The following is a 16,720-nucleotide window of genomic DNA, read 5'->3' as shown; positions in this document are numbered from 1 at the left end:
CTTCACCGGCGTGCTGCGGCGCGAGGGTATCGCCATCAGCATGGACGGCCGCGGCGCCTGGCGCGACAATGTCGTGGTCGAGCGGCTGTGGCGCTCGGTGAAGTACGAGGAAGTCTACCTGCACGCCTACGCATGCGTCAGCGAAGCGCGCAGTTCGATCGGCCGATACCTGGGCTTCTACAACGCCCGGAGACCTCACTCGAGCCTCGGCGGACGTACGCCCGATCAAACCTACTTTGACAATCTGCCACAGGCCGTGGCAGCGTGAATTGGCCGCGACTTGCGGGGCGTCACTCCGGCCGGGCTACGCCCGACCTCCATGACGCCCCGCAGGCGCCAGCTTGAACAACCAAACCGCAGACGATCCACTTATCAAACGTCAAAGGCTGTTCAGACAAACCGAGCCACTTCTATTGCCGCAAAGTGCGGCCACGAGGCCGAGGGCGGTATATATGAATATGCGTCTCAGCACATCCACTTCAACCATCGCATGTTTGATGAGTTGCTAGCTACATGCGAGTCTGAGCAAAGTGTGTTGCTCGTAGGTCCGAGCAATTCGGGGATGGTCGAACCTCTCACGGCAACTGCACTTGGAATGGTCGAAGCCACCTTCCTTTTGTTGCTGCACAAACCGAACCTTGACCGGCTCGCTTTGCTGGACTCGGTGTGGCGCATGGCCAAACGCATGAACAAGTTGGCAGGCGGCCTTGAGAAGCGCACCTTCGAAGCGGCAACGAAGCGCAAGCAAGTCTTCAGCTAGGGGGCGGCAGAAGAGAAAGTGCGCTCTGGCCAAGCTTCCAATCGCTTGTCTGCTTGAGCGCCTTGTGAAGGAAGGACTGCCAGTCCGCAATCGGTCAGAATCGCCCGTGCGGTTCGGCAGGCTTGTGCGCCCTAGTCGGTCGTTGGAAGGCCGATTCGGCGCGCTTGGCAGCGGACCGACCGCTTTCCCTCGCCGAGCTGGTTCACGAGCGGCGCGAAGGGGTGGGAAGTGGAAGGGCGGCTTTGGCTTTGCATTGCGTGCGAAGCGGACATCGTGGATAGCGTCGTGTCTTGCAGGAGGCGATGATGACTTCGTTCGATCCGTTAGCGCGCCTCGACGCGCAAATGTCTGATGTTAGCGACGTATATGTCGGTGCGGGACAAGATGCCGAAAGCTACATTGGGGATTTGGAGCGGGCGCTACGCGAGGCAGTCTGCGCCCCGTTCCTTGTGACCGCCACGGTTGACGAGCCCGGAATCCCAGATGCGAATGTTGGTGACACCATCACCGGGCAGTGCGTGGCTCATTCCGAGGGATACTGGCTCATCTATCAGTCCGAGAACGACAGGTTCATGTGCTTTTCGGGGGCTGACGTGGAAAACCTTGGCGCACCTGGCATTTTCGGATCGCCACTCGGCTGCTGGTCGGCCTGAAATGTCCGCTCCCGGGACCGGCCTGCAGAAAGATGACCGGCGATAATGGGGCGTGTGCCGAAATTCCGCTACGCGCCCTTGTCGGTCCTTCTTGGCTTGATTGGCCGACCTCAGAACCCGCCAGTCCGGTATCCCATGACCGCCGGGTTCGCCAGCAGCAAAGATGGGTGGGAAGAGGAATAGCCGCTTCGAGTATCGTGACACGCGTAAGCGGACCTAACGATTTGCTTCCACCCTCTTCCGATAAAGGGCGAACGGTCCTTTAGATGCTTCAAGTCGGATACGGCGATGTGCGATACCGAACGTCAGCGGCACGCCAATGAGGCTGATACCTGCCAGCGCTTCTGACATGGTCGGCCACCATCCCGAGAGCAACGCTGCGCCATAAACGAGAACGAAAAACAGCCCCCAAATCAGTGCTGCGAGGTCTGCCAGTTTCGATAACGATTTGTTGTGATAGTGTGCATGCGCGAACCGCCAGAATGCTGCTTTCATCTCACCTACCTTCGGCAAACCGTGTGCTTGATTTTGGCCGCTTTCGCGTAATTCAGCAAGCCACTCGAATGTCCTCACAGGGGCGTATGCCGCTGGGCCGGTTTCAAGCCAAATTTTTTGACGGCATGGGCCCGGCTTCAAGGGCTTGCAGGTCGGCCAGGCGCCCTTGTCGGTCGCTCGAAAGCTGATCTGGCGGGTCAGGAAGCCGTCTATCCGGTTAGGCTTGTCGAGCCGATCGGCAAGCCGCCGGGATGGGTGGCAAGCGGACGTTGCTCGAATCCATCTCGCTCTGATAAGGCTTGTCAAATGGAACACTCAACGTCGCGTCAAACTCTCTTCTGCCAGTCCGGCTTGGCGCACATCATAGGTCTTTCTGTTGTCAGCCTCTACGGGTCTCGAGATGTAGCTGACATGACAAGCAGCGTATTTGCGGCGCTGCTTATTGGCGGCTTATTTTCAATTCCATGGATGGTTGTCCTTGGCCTTTCTATTTGGAAAGCGGGGGCGTGGCTGTCCGAACACATTCTGATCTTTTGCTTGATCGGACCATTACTAGTTTGCGGAAGCTGGTTTTTGCTTCTCGGCACCCCTATGCTCGATGCAGTTGGCTTGTCCTGCGCAGTCTCTTCTGCAGCGGTCCTCGCCATGCGGTTCGCGCCAAGAAAGCGTGGACAACCTGCGGCTCAATGACCGCAGTGTCGGCGTGTCCGGTTAGGCAGCGTTCGGATTAAAATCGTGCAATCCTGCCGTTCCGGTTTCGGGGTGCGGCTGCGCGCCGCTCCATGTCGGAGATGGGTGGTGAGCGGACGATTGCGTTCTAACGCGAAGTGCGGTTGGCAAAACGATATAGTAGAAAGATCATTGCGACAGCAACGGCTACCCCAATGCCATCGGATGGCCGCTTTGCGATCTCAAATTTCTGAAAAAATTCAGAAACTCCAAAACCCGCGATGGCGGCGAAGATTCCGAAAGTCCACGTCGGAATGAGCTTCAGCAGGCGCGTCATCAATCTATTATCTCCTAGACCCGCAGTATCTGCAACGAGGCGTGTGCCGAAATTCCGCTGCGCGCCCATCCTTGCCGTTCGACTCCAGCTTTCCAGCGCTAAGCTGCGGACCTTCAGCTATGGCGTGGTCTGGGACATTCCTGTCCTTCCCCGACGACGCCGATTACGACAGGTTTTGGTCAAACAGCTGACATAAAACGTTTGCCGATCTAGTGCGGCAGCGCGAAAGAGAGGAGGCTGGTAGGTGCTTGACTGGCTGTCCCGGCGCTTTCGTACCGTTCGATATCGCTCAGGCAAGGCGTGTCGATGAGACAGGTTCAACATGGTTGCCAAAGCACTTCCGAGGCCGCATCGTTTGATAATGCAGATTAGCCGGACCGACCTCGCCGACATCAACTACTTTCTTGCTCTCGCCAAGCATCGTAATTTCCGGCGGGCAGGGCTGGAATTGGGTGTCAGCGCTTCTGCGCTCAGCCATTCTCTGAAGGGGCTTGAAACCCGTCTCGGGGTGCGCCTGCTCAACCGGACCAATCGCAGCGTCACGCTGACGGCCGCCGGCGAAGAACTGCAAGCGGCGATCAACGCGCCTTTCGATGCCATCGGTGCGGCCGTCGACGCCCTCAACCGTTATCGCGACGAGCCGGCGGGACGAATCCGGCTGAATGTGCTCGAACATGCAAGCTCGTTGTTGCTGGGGCCGGTTATGCCGGTGTTCGTGGAGCGTTATCCTGGCATCGAGATCGAGGTTGTGGTTTCGAACCATTTGGTCGACGTGATCGCCGCGGGCGCCGACGCCGGCATCCGCTATGGCGGCACCGTGCCCGAAGAGATGATCGCCCAGCGGCTTTCCGCGGACATCCGCTGGGTCGTCGTCGGAGCGCCTGCCTATCTGGAGCGCTACAGCGTCCCGCAACATCCGCGCGACCTGCTCTCGCACCGCTGTCTGCGCATTCGCCTTGGCGACGACAGCATCTATCACTGGGAACTGGACGGCGAGGGAGAGAGCCAAGCGATCGACGTTCCCGGCCCCATCACAATAGATGACACACAGTTCGCCATCACGTTGGCAACGGGCGGCACAGCACTTGCTTACCTGCCCGAACCCTGCGTTGCCGGGCTTATCGAGCGCGGGGAGCTGCGTGTCGTGCTGGAGGACTGGGCCTCGATGGGGCCAGGGTTTCACGTCTACTATTCCGGACGGCGACAACTGCCCACCGGCTTGCGCTTGCTTATCGATCTAATCCGGGAAATGCACCCGCTCGGCATGTAAATATGACAAGGCTATTGATGAGCTGACTTCATCATGGCGTGAAAGTAAGTGCGGGTAACAGCGGCCTGCGGCCGTCCTTATCATCTGTTCATCGCGAGCAACCCATGGAGCTTGTTCTGAACAGGGACCGGATGATGAACGCCAGTGCTGCCCACACGCAAATCGACGATCTGCAGACCAACGCGCGGTGCCGCGCCGCGCAGGCCGGCAATTGGGGAGCGGTGTTGTCCATGTCGCTATGCGTCGCAATGCTGATTGCATCCGAGTTCATGCCGGTCAGTCTGCTGACACCGATGGCGCAGGGCCTGAATGCGAGCGAAGGCCAGACCGGGCAGGCCATTTCAATCAGTGGCTTGTTCGCGGTGGCGACCAGCCTGCTGATCACGACGGCCGCAGGCAGGCTCAATCGAAAATGGGTACTAGTGACGATTACCGGCTTGATGCTGGCCTCGCTTGCGCTCGTGGCATCCGCGCCCAGCTTCGCTGTGCTGATGATCGGCCGGGCCTTGCTTGGGATATGCATCGGCGGTTTCTGGGCGCTGGCGACAGCGATCATCATGCGGCTGGTTCCGTCAGGCGACGTGCCGAAGGCGCTTGCGCTCATGTATGGCGGGCAGGCCATCGCAGCCGCCTTTGCCGCGCCGATCGGCAGCTATTTGGGCGCGATGTTCGGGTGGCGCGCGGTTTTCTGGGCGCTGACGCCGATCGTAGCTCTCAACCTGGTCTGGCACATGATCGCGCTGCCTTCGCTGCCCACGCAGCAGCGGCAGGATTTCCGGTCGATGATCGCCCTTGTGAAGCGGTCCTATTTCCGACGCGGGTTGATGGCCTGCATGTTGTCGTGGGGCTCGGCCTACACGATGTTCACCTACCTGCGTCCTTTTCTCGAGAAGGTCACCGGCGCAGACATCACTCTGCTTTCCGTGTTGCTGCTGATCCTTGGCTGTGCCGGTTTTATCGGCACCTGGGCAGCAGGACGGTTCATCAAGGGCAATGTCGCGCCGCTGCTGAAGATGCCGGCGATGGTCATGGGCGGGGCGACGGCGGGCCTGCTCCTGTTTGCCTATTCGCCCGTTGCAGCGGGTCTCTTTGTCGCGATCTGGGGCGCAATGAATACCCTGTTTTCGGTCATCTGGATGACCTGGATGTCGCAGAACGTCGATGATGCCCCCGAAGCGGCCGGCAGTCTCATGGTCGCCGCAGTTCAAGCCTCGATCCTGCTGGGGGCAGTCGTCGGCGGGTTGCTGCTCGATGCCATCTCGATACAGGCAACGTTCGTGGGGAGTGTGCTCCTGGCAGGAGCGGCGCTGCTGGTGATTGGTGATGGCCGCAGGATGTTGAAGCCGCAGCCCGCAGCGACGGACGTTTAGCGATGTCGGCAGACTTTCAGTCCTATCCGCCGCCGGCCGCGTGCATTTTCGACCGCACCGAGGAGCGTCGACCATGAGGTTCGATGCAGGGAAGATTGCCCGGTGCCGCTCGCTGCCGCTTTTCGCCATCGTCCTGCTTGTCGTCGCTTGCGGCAACCCGGCGTCCAGCGCCAGCGTACCGTCTCAGCAAACCAGCCAGCAGGAGCCCGTCGTGGAGCAGCCGATAACAATCCAGATACTGGTCGACCGTCACGTTGTAACGGGCGAACTGGAACCCAGCGCGGCAGGGCGCGATTTCGCGGCTCTGCTGCCGCTCGAAGTGACACTTCGCGATCATAACCGCACTGAAAAAATCGCCGATCTTCCGCAGCGTCTGTCGATCGAGGGCGCGGCGGACGGCGCGGATCCCGTCATCGGCGACATCGCCTATTACGCCCCTTGGGGCAACCTAGCGATCTACTATCGCGACTTCGGATATTCGCCGGGCCTCGTCCGACTTGGCCATCTCAATGGAAACACGGCGGTGCTGGCGCAGCACGACGGGCCGGTGCGCATAGAGCGCCTTTCATCCGGTGCGAAAGGAACGAATCGATGAAACGACTGACCAGTCCGCTGGCCGCACTGACACTGTTGGTCGCAGGCACCCCCGCACTCGCTGAAAATGAAGGGAAATCCGACATGGAAATCGCACGAAAAGCCGACATGAAGACCGTCGATGGGCCGTCCGAGAACTTCACCGGCAGGGTTACGATCACGGGCCAGTTCCAGCGTCCCGATCCGTCGCGGGTCGGCGGCGCGATCGTCCATTTCGAGCCGGGCGCGCGGACGGCGTGGCACACGCATCCCGCAGGCCAGACCCTGATCGTCACCGAAGGCGTGGGCTGGACGCAGGTCGAAGGCGGTCCGAAATACGAGTTCCATGCAGGCGACATCCTGTGGTGCCCGGCCGAACACAAGCATTGGCACGGCGCCACTCCGCACGAAGCCATGACCCATATCGCCATTCAGGAGTCGATCGGCGGCACACCGGTGACATGGATGGAGAAGGTCACTGACGAGGAATATCTCGCGCCGGTGACGAAGGACTGAAAGCGGAGGCAATCGTCATGATCCTACAAGATAGCTATGCCCTCCCGGGCAGCGTAACGATACCCAAGCTGGGACTGGGCACATGGCTGGTCGATGATGATGCAGCCTGCGACCTCGTCCTTCGTGCGATCAAGATCGGCTATCGCCACATCGATACAGCCCAGGCCTACGGGAACGAGCACGGCGTGGGCCAAGGACTGCGCGCCAGCGGCATTTCCCGCGATGATATCTTCCTGACCACCAAGCTTGCCGCCGAGAGCAAAAGCTTCGCCGATGCGAGGGCGCGGATCGATGGTTCGCTCAAGGCACTGGCGGTCGACCATATCGACCTCATGCTCATCCACAGTCCGCAGCCCTGGTCACAGTTTCGCAAGGGCGAGCATTTCTTCGAGGGGAACCTCGAGGCCTGGCGCGCACTTGAGGAGGCGTACGCGGCCGGCAAGATCCGGGCGATCGGCGTTTCAAATTTCGAGCGTACTGATATCGACAACATCCTCGACAACGCGGGCGTGAAGCCGATGGTCAACCAGGTCCTGGCGCATGTCGGCAATACGCCGTTCGACCTGATCGACCATTGCAGGAACAAGGGCGTGCTGGTCGAGGCCTATGCACCCATCGCGCACGGCGCCGTGCTCAACAATCAGGGCCTCGACGCGATGGCGAAGCGCTACGGCGTGAGCATCGCGCAACTCTGTATTCGCTATTGCCTGGAGCTTGGACTGCTTCCTCTCCCGAAGGCCACGAGTGCTGCGCATATGAGCGACAACGCCGCTGTTGATTTCGTCATTTCCGAAGCGGACATGGCCGCGCTCGTGAAGGCCGAACGGGCCACGGACTATGGCGAGGCTAGCAGCTTTCCCGTATTCGCCCAATGAAGCCGATCTTCATCCGTCACTTTCCAGAACGCATCGGCCCAGAACGCATCGGCGGCCGCGCGGAGCTGCGCCGCCGATCGTCCTGCGCCGTGGATATCACGGATGCACATCCCGATGCATGATCGAAGCAAGATCTTCGCGTTCCTCGATGACTGCAACAGACGCCGCCTGCCATCTGTTCTCGTCACGTTGACCGATGTCAGCGGCAGCGGGGCGCGAGCTCCGGGAACGCTGATGGCCGTGGCGGTGGATGGCAGCCATGCCGGCTCCTTCTCCGGCGGGTGCGTGGAGGCGGCGGTCATCAGCGAAGCCATCGAAGCACTTGCGACTGGCGTGGCGCGCTGCGTCCGGTTCGGTGAAGGATCGCGCTATATCGATATCCGTCTGCCCTGCGGCGGTGGAATCGACCTGCTGTTTACGCCAAACCCCAATCCCGTCGCGATCGAGAAGGCTTTGGCGCTGCTTTCCGCGCGGCGGCCGATCCTGCTGCGGCTGTCGCTCGACGGAAAGGTCGAAACAGCGCCTGCCGGCCCGGCGGCGACGACCGGTTGGGATGGCACCAGCTTTCAGTTGCGCCACGATCCTGCGTTGCGCATCGTTGTGCTCGGTCATGGCGCCGAACCGATGGCCTTGCTCGATATCGCGATCGCCTTTGGCGCGGAATGCCGTTTGTTGAGCCCGCAGGTCGATCAGGTAGAAGCCGCACGTATTCGGGGGATCAACGCAGATGTCCTGCACATCGTCGGGAAGGCTGATAGCTTGCGGGCCGATGCCTGGACCGCGATCGTCGCGCTGTTCCACGACCATGATTGGGAAACCGCTCTCCTGATGGAGGCTCTCCGGCAGGAGCCATTCTTCATTGGCGCAAAGGGCAGCAGAAAGACCCACGCCGAACGTTGTCGCAGACTCCTCGCCGCCGGTGCCTTGCCGCATGATCTGTCGCGAATCCTCGGTCCAGTCGGCCTCATTCCCGCGACGCGCGATCCAATGACGCTTGCGGTCTCGGTCATGGCGCAGATCGCCGAGGCCTATCGATCCGCCGACGAGCGCAACCGCCTGATCGTGAGCACTGCTCATGACTGCATTGAGCCTGGATGAATGGTCTTTCGTCGGGTACGAATGTTATGGGCTGAGGCACAGGCAAATTTCCGAGAGCCGACGACGTCAAGTGCGAGAAAGGAAGCTCTATGAACAATGTCGAGATTTCAAGGCGCGGGGTGATCGTTGGAACCACGGCGGTTGCAGTCGCGTCTTCCGTTCCCGCATTGGCGGATAATGGGGATGGCCCAGAAATGGCGGCGCCCGCCGTATCGCCGATGCCGCTTTCATTCACAGTGAACGGCGAGCCGCGCGAACTTTCACTCGATCCGCGGACGACCCTTCTGGATGCACTCAGAGAGCATCTGCACCTCACCGGGACAAAGAAGGGCTGCGATCACGGTCAGTGCGGCGCCTGCACGGTGATCGTCGAGGGCCAGCGGATCAACTCATGCCTAAGCTTGGCTCTCATGCACGAAGGTGACGACATCACCACAATCGAGGGTCTCGGCACACCGGACAAGCTTCACCCTATGCAGGCCGCCTTCGTGAAGCACGACGGCTACCAATGTGGCTATTGCACGCCGGGGCAGATCTGCTCTGCTGTTGCGGTGCTTGACGAGATCAAACGTGGTATTCCCAGCCATGTGCAGGCCGATCTGAACGCCAAGCCCACCGCAACCAACATTGAGATGCGCGAGCGGATGAGCGGCAATATCTGCCGCTGCGGCGCTTATTCCAACATCGCCGAAGCCATGGCGGATGTAGTGGGAGCCAAGGCATGAGAGCCTTCACTTACGAGCGGGCCAAGGATGCTGCATCCGCCGCGCGCATCGTCGCCGGTCGCCCGGGCGCAAAATTCATCGCCGGCGGTACCAATCTGCTCGATTTAATGAAGATCGAAGTCGAAACGCCGACGCATCTCGTCGACCTGCAAGATCTGGAATTCGACAAGATCACACCGATTGCGGGCGGCGGCCTGAGGATCGGCGCTCTTGTCAGCAACACCGACCTCGCCGCCGATGCGCGGGTCAGGCGCGACTATGGCGTCCTGACCCGCGCCATCGTCGCGGGTGCGAGCGGGCAATTGCGCAACAAAGCCTCGACCGCAGGCAATTTGCTGCAACGCACGCGGTGCTCGTATTTCTATGACACCAACATGCCATGCAATAAGCGCAAGCCCGGTTCTGGTTGTGCCGCGATCGGCGGCTATTCCCGTCAGCTTGGGGTTATCGGCGTCAGCGACAAGTGTATCGCGACCTTCCCCGGAGACATGGCGGTCGCCATGCGCCTGCTCGATGCCGTGATCGAGACGGTCGATGGGGACGGCGCCTCGCGCGCGATCCCGATCGCCGATTTCTATCGCCTGTGGGGCGACACGCCCGAGCAGGACACTGTGCTGAAGCCGGGAGAACTCATTACCGCGGTTACACTGCCCAAGCCACTGGGCGGCAAGCACTTCTACGAAAAGGTGCGCGATCGCGCGTCCTATGCCTTTGCGCTCGTATCCGTCGCCGCCGTAATCCAGCCCGACGGCAACGGCCGGGTCGCCTTCGGCGGCGTGGCACCACGACCCTGGCGTATCGAAGCGGCGGAGGCTCTCTTGCCCCGTGGTGCGGCCGCCGTGACAGCACGCGCGTTTCAGGGCGCGACGCCGACGAAGGACAACGCCTTCAAATTGCCGCTTGCCACCAGGGCCCTGGCCTCGGTCCTCGCCGAAGCTAAGGCATAGACCATGAAGTTCGAGACACCCGCCACTGGCAATCCGATTGACCGGATGAAAGTCGTCGGTCGTGCGCAGACCCGTATCGACGGACCGTTAAAGGCGACCGGCCAAGCGCCTTACGCCTATGAACACGATGATTTCGCGGATGCAGCTTATGGCTATGTCGTCGGCGCCGCTGTGGCCAAAGGGCGTATTAACGCTATCGATACGAGGGCTGCGAAGGCGGCACCAGGCGTGATTGCGATCGTGTCCGCGTCGGACGCGGGCAAGCTCGGCAAGGGCAAGTACAACACCGTCAAGTTGTTGGCCGGCCCCGAAGTTGATCACTATCATCAGGCCGTCGCCGTGGTCGTTGCCGAGACCTTCGAACAGGCTCGCGCCGCCGCCGGGCTCGTCCGGGTGGACTATGCGCGCACGGCGGGACGGTTCGATCTCGACGCCGCCTTGACTAATGCTCCTCTCACCAATGCGGACAAGCCCGGCAAGGGCGAGGACCGTGTGGGGACGTTCGAAACCGCTTTCGCCGCCGCGCCGGTCAAAATCGATGCCGAATATACCACTCCTGATCACAGCCATGCGATGATGGAACCGTTCGCGTCGATCGCGGCGTGGGACGGTGATGCGTTGAAAGTGTGGACGTCGAACCAGATGATCGATTGGGGGCGTACCGACCTTGCCACCACGCTCAACATGCCCAAGGACAAGGTCACCCTGCTTTCGCCCTATGTCGGCGGTGGATTCGGCGGCAAGCTTTTCCTGCGCAGCGATGCGGTTCTGGCGGCGCTGGGCGCAAGAGCAGCAGGCCGCCCGGTCAAGCTGGCGATGGCCAGGCCCTTCATTGCCAACAACACCACCCATCGGCCGGCCACGCGCCAGCGTATCCGTATCGGCGCAACGACCGACGGCACGATCACTGCGATCGCGCATGAAAGCGGTTCGGGGGATCAGCCGAACGGTGGTCCGGAGGCGGCTGTCCTCCAGACGCGCCTCCTCTATGCCGGAGCCCATCGCCTTACCTCGATGCGGCTGGCGGTTCTCGACTTGCCGGAGGGCAATGCGATGCGCGCGCCGGGGGAAGCGCCCGGCTTGATGGCGCTGGAAATCGCGATGGACGAGATGGCCGAAAAGCTCGGCATGGACCCGATCGCTTTTCGCGTGAAAAACGATACGCAGGTCGATCCCGAAATGCCCGATCGGCAATTCTCCCAGCGCCAGTTGGTTCGGTGCCTGACCGAAGGCGCGCAGCGGTTCGGCTGGTCGCGCCGCAATGCCACCCCTGGCCGGGTTCGCGACGGCAGATGGTTGGTCGGCATGGGCGTTGCCTCTGCCTTTCGCAACCACATGAACATGACCTCGGCCGCGCGGGTACGGCTCGGCCGGGACGGCATCGTAACCGTCGAGACCGACATGACCGACATCGGCACCGGCAGCTACACCATCATCGCCCAGACCGCGGCCGAAATGATGGGCGTTCCGGTCGATGCGGTGGTCGTCAAGCTCGGCAGCTCCGATTTCCCGGTGTCTGCCGGGTCGGGCGGTCAGTTCGGGGCCGCCAACGCAACCGCTGGCGTCTACGCCGCCTGCGTCAGGCTCCGCGAGGCAGTGTCCCAACGCCTTGGCTACAATTCGGCCGATACCGTCTTCGACGGGGGCAAGGTCACAAGCGGCGGTCGTTCGGCCGACCTTCGCCAGGCGGCTTCGGCTGGCGAACTCGTAGCCGAGGACAAGATCGAATACGGCGATCTCGACAAGAGCTGGCAGCTGTCCACTTTCGGCGCGCACTTCGTCGAGCTTGGCGTGGACGTCTATACAGGTGCCACCCGCCTGCGCCGCATGCTGGCGGTCTGCGCGGCAGGACGCATCATCAACCCTATGTCGGCACGCAGCCAGGTGATCGGCGCGATGACGATGGGCGTGGGCAGCGCGCTGATGGAGGAACTGGCGGTCGACAGGCGCTTCGGCTTCTTTGTCAATCACGACCTGGCCGGTTACGAGGTGCCCGTCCATGCCGACATTCCCCACCAGGATGTGATCTTCCTCGAAGAGGCTGACGACAAGGCCAATCCGATGAAGGCCAAGGGCATCGGTGAACTTGGCCTGTGCGGCGTAGGCGCAGCGGTTGCGAACGCGATGTACAACGCTACCGGCGTTCGCCTTCGCGATTATCCGCTGACCCTCGACAAGCATATCGATCGGCTGCCGCCCGTGGCGTGAGCCTTGGCGGCGTAGCCGACTGGGAACCGGAGCGAATGGGAGACAAGAGCATGATAGCCGAACACACCGCGCTGTTGCTCATCGAGTACCAGAATGATTTCGTAAGCGAAGGTGGCGCCCAGCACGAAGCGGTGAAAGGCGTGATGGCCGACACCGACATGCTGGCGCATAGCAAGACCGTCGCCGGGCAGGCGCGCGCTCTGGGCGTTACCGTAATGCATGCGCCGATCAGCTTCGCGCCGGGCTATCCCGAGATGTCCTCCGATCCTTATGGTATCCTGGCCGGCATCAAGCAGGCGCAGGCCTTCCGCAAGGGCAGCTGGGGTGCGGCCATCGCCGACGCGATGGCCCCCGTGGACGCCGATATCGTGATTGAGGGCAAGCGCGGGCTGGACTGTTTCGCAAGCACGAACATCGACTTCATCCTGCGCCAGAGGGGCATCACCGATCTGGCGATCGCCGGGTTCCTGACAAATTGCTGCGTCGAATCCACGATGCGGTCTGCATATGAGCGCGGGTTCCGCGTGGTTACCCTGACGGACTGCATGGCAACGCTCAGCCATGAGGAGCAGCAGGCCGCGCTCACCAAAAACTTCCCGATGTTCTCGCGCCCGATGGCTCACAATCAATTCCTGGCCGAACTGGAGATGTCCGAATGAAGTTCGACAAACCGGCAGGCAAAACACCGATCGATCAGCTGAAAGTCGTCGGTCGCGCGCATTCAAGGGTTGAGGGACAGCTCAAGGCCACCGGGACCGCGCGCTATGCTGCAGAGCATCACGAGGTCGCCCCCGATGTGGCGCATGGCTATATCCTTGGCGCGGCGATCGGCAAGGGGCAGATCGAGCGGATCGATACGGCGGCCGCGCTCGCCGCCCCGGGCGTGCATGCGGTAGTCACGCACGAGAATTCCGGCCCGATCGGGATCGGCGAGTTCTACGCCCAGCGCATCCTCGCCGGTCCAATGGTTGATCATTATCATCAGGCGGTTGCCGTCGTCGTTGCCGATACTTTCGAACAGGCCCGGGCCGCAGCTGGCTTGATCCGCGTGACTTACGGGCGCGACGACGAGGGACAGTTCGATCTCGCCGCGCAAAAGCCGTCCACCCCGATCGCGCCGGACGAACCGTTCGGTGGCTCGACCAACCAGAGGATCGGAGACTTCGAGGCGACATTCGCGAAAGCGCCGGTCAAGGTCGATCAGACTTATACTGTCCCCGACCAGGCTCACGCGATGATGGAACCCCATGCGACCATCGCGCGCTGGGACGGTGACCAGCTGACCTGCTGGACGGCGATTCAGGCGATGAACTGGGGGTGTCGCGACCTCGGCCTTATCATCGGGACGCCAAAGGAAAAAATTCGGTTGCATTCCGCCTTCATCGGCGGCGGGTTCGGTGGCAAGGGCACGACGCAAAGCGATCTGGCGTTGGCGGCGATTGCTGCGCGGGTCTCGGGCCGTGCTGTCAAGGTGGTGCTGCATCGCCCCTTGATGTTTAACAACACCATTCACAGGCCCAAGACGATCCAGCGGATCAGGCTGGGCGCGCGCGAGGATGGTCGCCTCGTCGCGATCGGACATGATAGCTGGTCGGGTAACTTGCGCGGGGGACGGACCGAGCCGTGCACCCTGCCGACGCAGTTGATGTATGCAGGCGAAAACCGGCTGCTGCGACGCTATCTTGCCACGCTGGACCTTGCGGAAGGGAGCGCGATGCGGGCGCCGGGCGAAGCGCCCGGAATGATGGCCCTGGAAATTGCGATGGACGAATTGGCCGAGAAGCTCGGCATGGATCCGGTCGAGCTTCGCATCGCCAACGACACGCAGGTTGATCCCTCAAAGCCAGAACGTCGCTTCTCGACACGGCCTTTCGTACAGTGCCTGCAAGAAGGCGCGGAGCGGTTCGGCTGGCAGTCCCGGATCGCCAAGCCCGGCGGCCGGCGTGAGGGCAAGTGGCTGGTTGGCATGGGAATGGCCGGCGCGATCCGCGGCGCGCCGATCATGAGCGCCGGAGCGCGCGTCCGTCTCGGTACGGATGGCCGTATCATAGTTGAAACGGACATGACTGACATCGGCCAGGGCAGTTACACGATCGTGGCGCAGACCGCCGCTGAGATGATGGGCGTACCCCTCGACAGCGTGACCGCCAAGTTAGGGGATTCGACTTTCCCAGAAACACCCGGATCAGGCGGCCAGGCTGGCGCGGCGTCGGCGACGGCTGCGGTCTACGCCGCCTGCGCCAAGCTGCGCGGCATGGTGGCGCAGCGGGTAGGCTTCAACGAGGCAGATGTCGCTTTCGCGGACGGGCGCGTCATGTCTGGAGGACGTTCAGTTCCGCTCGTCGATGCCGCCAAGGAGGGCGAGATCGTCGCTGAGGACGCCATGGAATTTGGTGACCTCGCAAAGCAATACGCGCAACAGACCGTCGGCGCGCATTTTGCGGAGGTGGCTGTTGACGCCTATACCGGCGCGATCCGCATCCGGCGTATGCTTGCGGTCTGCGGGGCCGGGAGGATCCTCAACCCCACCACGGCGCGCAGCCAGGTGATCGGCGGCATGACGATGGGTATCGGAGCGGCGTTGATGGAAGAAATGACGGTGGACACGCGTTTCGGTTTCTTCGTTAATCACGATCTGGCTGGCTACGAGGTGCCCGTTCACGCCGACGTTCCTCATCTGGAGGCTCACTTCATAAATGAAGTGGATGCGACCATGTCACCGCTCAAGGCTAAGGGGGTTGGCGAACTGGGACTGTCGGGCGTGGCGCCAGCGATCGCTAATGCGGTTTACAACGCAACGGGCGTACGCGTACGCAGCTACCCGATCACACTCGACAAACATCTAGAGAAGCTTCCAGCAGTTGCCTGACATCGGCGGCGCGAGGGTGTGATCGAGACCGCCTTATCAGGGACGCGTCTTCGTCGAATAAACAGGCTCTATTGAAGGTTCTTGTCGGGCCGTTTCAGGCGATTTATTAGGGGCCTATATACTTAGCTAGCCAAGCGGCTTAGGCGGTCGGCCAAAGCGCGACAATGAAACGGCACGCATTTGTAAGATCGTTCATCCGCCGTGTGATCGATGTAGGTGCTGTGAATACTTCGCCGTGTTGAACATCAATCGACATGCACAGCGCGTTAGCCGCTAGCAAGTTACTGGAAAGGTTTTGCTCAACATGAGCTTTTGCGAGAGTCGCTACATAAAGCCCCATCTCGCGCCTTCTAGAAATTGCGCTCTCGGTAGTTTCACCGCTCTGCGTCATCCGAAGAACGGCTGCGCCGATCAGATCGTCACCCTTGCGGCTCGTTCCATTAATGAGCAGATCGGCGCGAATCGAAACTTCAGAGGTGGCCTGGAGAATCTGCACACTGAGATAATTGGATTTTCTGCCTGAGAGCAGCCAGATGGGCTGCGAGACAGGAGCAGAGAATGAGCAGACGAGCCCGGCGCAACCACAGCCCGGCATTCAAGGCGAAGGTGGCGCTTGCCGCGATCAAGGGTGAGAAGACGCTGGCAGAGCTGGCGCACGACTATGATCTGCATCCCAACCAGATCACGACGTGGCGCACGCAGTTGCTCGAAGGGGCGGCGGGCGTGTTCGGCTCGGAGAAGGCATCTGACGAACCGGCCGTCGACGTGAAGACGCTTCACGCCAAGATCGGCGAGCTGACGTTGGCCAATGATTTTTTGGAAGGCGCGCTCGGCAAGGCAGGTCTGTTGCCGAGCGCAAGGCGATGATCGACCGCTCGCATACCTTGCCCGTGAAGCGCCAAGCGAAGGAACTGGGGATCAGCCGGGGTAGTGTCTATTATCTGCCGCGGCCGGTTTCGTCCGAAGATCTTGCGATCATGCGTTGCATCGACGCGCTGCATCTGGAGTTTCCGTTCGCAGGCAGCCGGATGATGCGCGACTTTCTTCGTCAGGAGGGCATCACGATCGGCCGCTGCCATGTCGCGAGCCTGATGAAGAAGATGGCGATCGAGGCCGTCTATCGCCGTCCCAGCACTTCCAGGCCGGCGCCAGGGCACAAGATCTACCCCTATCTCCTGCGCAAGCTTCCGATGGTGAGGCCCAATCAGGTCTGGGCGACAGATATCAGCTACATTCCCATGGCCCGGGGCTTCGTCTATCTTGTCGCTATCGTCGACTGGTTCAGCCGCAAGGTCCTCAGCCACCGGATTTCGATTACGCTGGACGCCGACTTCTGCGTGGAAGCGCTCGAGGAA

At 61.4% G+C, this 16,720-nt stretch carries 17 protein-coding genes and 1 pseudogene; 15 read left to right on the top strand and 3 right to left on the bottom strand.

Going from position 1 to position 16,720, the window contains the following annotated elements:
• The 3 genes from FMM79_RS00430 to FMM79_RS00425 form a co-directional block, all read left to right on the top strand.
• Positions 1-268: integrase core domain-containing protein (locus FMM79_RS00430; protein WP_148625125.1), on the top strand; the 268-nt coding region annotated here is incomplete at its 5' end.
• Positions 269-562: 294 nt separating this feature from the next.
• Entirely contained in the window at positions 563-760 is a 198-nt protein-coding gene (locus tag FMM79_RS21130) for a hypothetical protein (protein ID WP_162528400.1), read from the top strand.
• A 302-nt stretch (positions 761-1,062) separates the two neighbouring features.
• The gene (locus FMM79_RS00425; protein ID WP_148625123.1) at positions 1,063-1,413 is read left to right on the top strand and encodes a hypothetical protein; all 351 of its coding nucleotides are present in this window, start codon (positions 1,063-1,065) and stop codon (positions 1,411-1,413) included.
• Positions 1,414-1,629: 216 nt separating this feature from the next.
• On the opposite strand, the gene FMM79_RS00420 is transcribed toward FMM79_RS00425, so the two are convergent.
• Together FMM79_RS00420 and FMM79_RS00415 are read right to left on the bottom strand one after the other, a co-directional pair.
• Positions 1,630-1,908: a hypothetical protein gene (locus FMM79_RS00420; RefSeq protein WP_162528399.1), complete on the bottom strand. Its 279-nt coding sequence runs from the start codon at positions 1,906-1,908 to the stop codon at positions 1,630-1,632.
• A gap of 817 nt (positions 1,909-2,725) precedes the next feature.
• Entirely contained in the window at positions 2,726-2,914 is a 189-nt protein-coding gene (locus FMM79_RS00415; protein ID WP_148625120.1) for a hypothetical protein, read from the bottom strand.
• Positions 2,915-3,236: 322 nt separating this feature from the next.
• On the opposite strand from FMM79_RS00415, the gene FMM79_RS00410 reads away from it, so the two are divergent.
• The 11 genes from FMM79_RS00410 (at position 3,237) to paoC (FMM79_RS00360) (ending at position 15,365) form a co-directional block, all read left to right on the top strand.
• The gene (locus tag FMM79_RS00410) at positions 3,237-4,184 is read left to right on the top strand and encodes a LysR substrate-binding domain-containing protein (protein WP_240338878.1); all 948 of its coding nucleotides are present in this window, start codon (positions 3,237-3,239) and stop codon (positions 4,182-4,184) included.
• 104 nt (positions 4,185-4,288) lie between these two features.
• Positions 4,289-5,554 carry an MFS transporter gene (locus FMM79_RS00405; RefSeq protein WP_205466400.1) on the top strand — a complete coding sequence of 422 codons (1,266 nt, stop codon included), beginning with the start codon at positions 4,289-4,291 and terminating at the stop codon, positions 5,552-5,554.
• Positions 5,555-5,627: 73 nt separating this feature from the next.
• A complete protein-coding gene (locus tag FMM79_RS21320; RefSeq protein WP_162528397.1) occupies positions 5,628-6,149 on the top strand; it encodes a cyclophilin-like fold protein in 522 nt (173 codons plus the stop codon).
• Positions 6,146-6,643 (top strand): cupin domain-containing protein, encoded by a 498-nt coding sequence (locus FMM79_RS00395; RefSeq protein WP_240338877.1) that lies wholly within the window; start codon positions 6,146-6,148, stop codon positions 6,641-6,643. The genes FMM79_RS21320 and FMM79_RS00395 overlap by 4 nt, the downstream gene beginning before the upstream one ends.
• 17 nt (positions 6,644-6,660) lie before the next feature.
• Positions 6,661-7,518, top strand: coding sequence for an aldo/keto reductase (locus FMM79_RS00390; protein WP_148625117.1), 858 nt, complete (start codon positions 6,661-6,663; stop codon positions 7,516-7,518).
• Between the two features lie 102 nt (positions 7,519-7,620).
• Positions 7,621-8,616 (top strand): XdhC family protein, encoded by a 996-nt coding sequence (locus FMM79_RS00385; protein ID WP_148625115.1) that lies wholly within the window; start codon positions 7,621-7,623, stop codon positions 8,614-8,616.
• A gap of 89 nt (positions 8,617-8,705) precedes the next feature.
• On the top strand, positions 8,706-9,341 hold the full coding sequence (paoA, locus tag FMM79_RS00380; RefSeq protein ID WP_148625113.1) for an aldehyde dehydrogenase iron-sulfur subunit PaoA: 636 nt from the start codon (positions 8,706-8,708) through the stop codon (positions 9,339-9,341).
• Positions 9,338-10,288 carry a xanthine dehydrogenase family protein subunit M gene (locus FMM79_RS00375; RefSeq protein ID WP_148625111.1) on the top strand — a complete coding sequence of 317 codons (951 nt, stop codon included), beginning with the start codon at positions 9,338-9,340 and terminating at the stop codon, positions 10,286-10,288. Before paoA ends, FMM79_RS00375 begins: the two co-directional genes overlap by 4 nt.
• A 3-nt stretch (positions 10,289-10,291) precedes the next feature.
• Entirely contained in the window at positions 10,292-12,496 is a 2,205-nt protein-coding gene (gene paoC, locus FMM79_RS00370; protein WP_148625109.1) for an aldehyde oxidoreductase molybdenum-binding subunit PaoC, read from the top strand.
• A 50-nt stretch (positions 12,497-12,546) separates the two neighbouring features.
• Positions 12,547-13,155, top strand: a complete 609-nt coding sequence (locus FMM79_RS00365) for a cysteine hydrolase family protein (protein ID WP_148625127.1) — start codon at positions 12,547-12,549, stop codon at positions 13,153-13,155.
• The gene (gene paoC, locus FMM79_RS00360) at positions 13,152-15,365 is read left to right on the top strand and encodes an aldehyde oxidoreductase molybdenum-binding subunit PaoC (RefSeq protein WP_148625107.1); all 2,214 of its coding nucleotides are present in this window, start codon (positions 13,152-13,154) and stop codon (positions 15,363-15,365) included. The genes FMM79_RS00365 and paoC (FMM79_RS00360) overlap by 4 nt, the downstream gene beginning before the upstream one ends.
• Before the next feature lie 139 nt (positions 15,366-15,504).
• Here paoC (FMM79_RS00360) and FMM79_RS00355 read toward each other — a convergent pair whose 3' ends face one another.
• Positions 15,505-15,861 carry a hypothetical protein gene (locus FMM79_RS00355; RefSeq protein WP_148625105.1) on the bottom strand — a complete coding sequence of 119 codons (357 nt, stop codon included), beginning with the start codon at positions 15,859-15,861 and terminating at the stop codon, positions 15,505-15,507.
• A 62-nt stretch (positions 15,862-15,923) separates the two neighbouring features.
• On the opposite strand from FMM79_RS00355, the pseudogene FMM79_RS00350 reads away from it, so the two are divergent.
• A pseudogene (locus FMM79_RS00350) lies at positions 15,924-16,720 on the top strand (IS3 family transposase); the annotation flags it as partial.

The sequence above is a fragment of the Novosphingobium sp. BW1 genome (genome assembly GCF_008107685.1).
GTDB lineage: Bacteria > Pseudomonadota > Alphaproteobacteria > Sphingomonadales > Sphingomonadaceae > Novosphingobium.
This window is presented reverse-complemented; position numbering and strand designations above follow the sequence as displayed.

Excerpts from the sequence above, each read along its gene's own strand:
- paoA (WP_148625113.1), top strand. The coding sequence starts at position 8,706 with ATGAACAATGTCGAGATTTCAAGGCGCGGGGTGATCGTTGGAACCACG.
- FMM79_RS00410 (WP_240338878.1), top strand. The coding sequence starts at position 3,237 with ATGGTTGCCAAAGCACTTCCGAGGCCGCATCGTTTGATAATGCAGATT.
- FMM79_RS00375 (WP_148625111.1), top strand. The coding sequence starts at position 9,338 with ATGAGAGCCTTCACTTACGAGCGGGCCAAGGATGCTGCATCCGCCGCG.
- FMM79_RS00385 (WP_148625115.1), top strand. The coding sequence starts at position 7,621 with ATGCACATCCCGATGCATGATCGAAGCAAGATCTTCGCGTTCCTCGAT.
- FMM79_RS21320 (WP_162528397.1), top strand. The coding sequence starts at position 5,628 with ATGAGGTTCGATGCAGGGAAGATTGCCCGGTGCCGCTCGCTGCCGCTT.
- FMM79_RS00425 (WP_148625123.1), top strand. The coding sequence starts at position 1,063 with ATGATGACTTCGTTCGATCCGTTAGCGCGCCTCGACGCGCAAATGTCT.
- paoC (WP_148625107.1), top strand. The coding sequence starts at position 13,152 with ATGAAGTTCGACAAACCGGCAGGCAAAACACCGATCGATCAGCTGAAA.
- FMM79_RS00365 (WP_148625127.1), top strand. The coding sequence starts at position 12,547 with ATGATAGCCGAACACACCGCGCTGTTGCTCATCGAGTACCAGAATGAT.
- FMM79_RS21130 (WP_162528400.1), top strand. The coding sequence starts at position 563 with ATGGTCGAACCTCTCACGGCAACTGCACTTGGAATGGTCGAAGCCACC.
- FMM79_RS00395 (WP_240338877.1), top strand. The coding sequence starts at position 6,146 with ATGAAACGACTGACCAGTCCGCTGGCCGCACTGACACTGTTGGTCGCA.
- FMM79_RS00390 (WP_148625117.1), top strand. The coding sequence starts at position 6,661 with ATGATCCTACAAGATAGCTATGCCCTCCCGGGCAGCGTAACGATACCC.
- FMM79_RS00415 (WP_148625120.1), bottom strand. The coding sequence starts at position 2,914 with ATGACGCGCCTGCTGAAGCTCATTCCGACGTGGACTTTCGGAATCTTC.
- FMM79_RS00405 (WP_205466400.1), top strand. The coding sequence starts at position 4,289 with ATGGAGCTTGTTCTGAACAGGGACCGGATGATGAACGCCAGTGCTGCC.
- paoC (WP_148625109.1), top strand. The coding sequence starts at position 10,292 with ATGAAGTTCGAGACACCCGCCACTGGCAATCCGATTGACCGGATGAAA.
- FMM79_RS00420 (WP_162528399.1), bottom strand. The coding sequence starts at position 1,908 with ATGAAAGCAGCATTCTGGCGGTTCGCGCATGCACACTATCACAACAAA.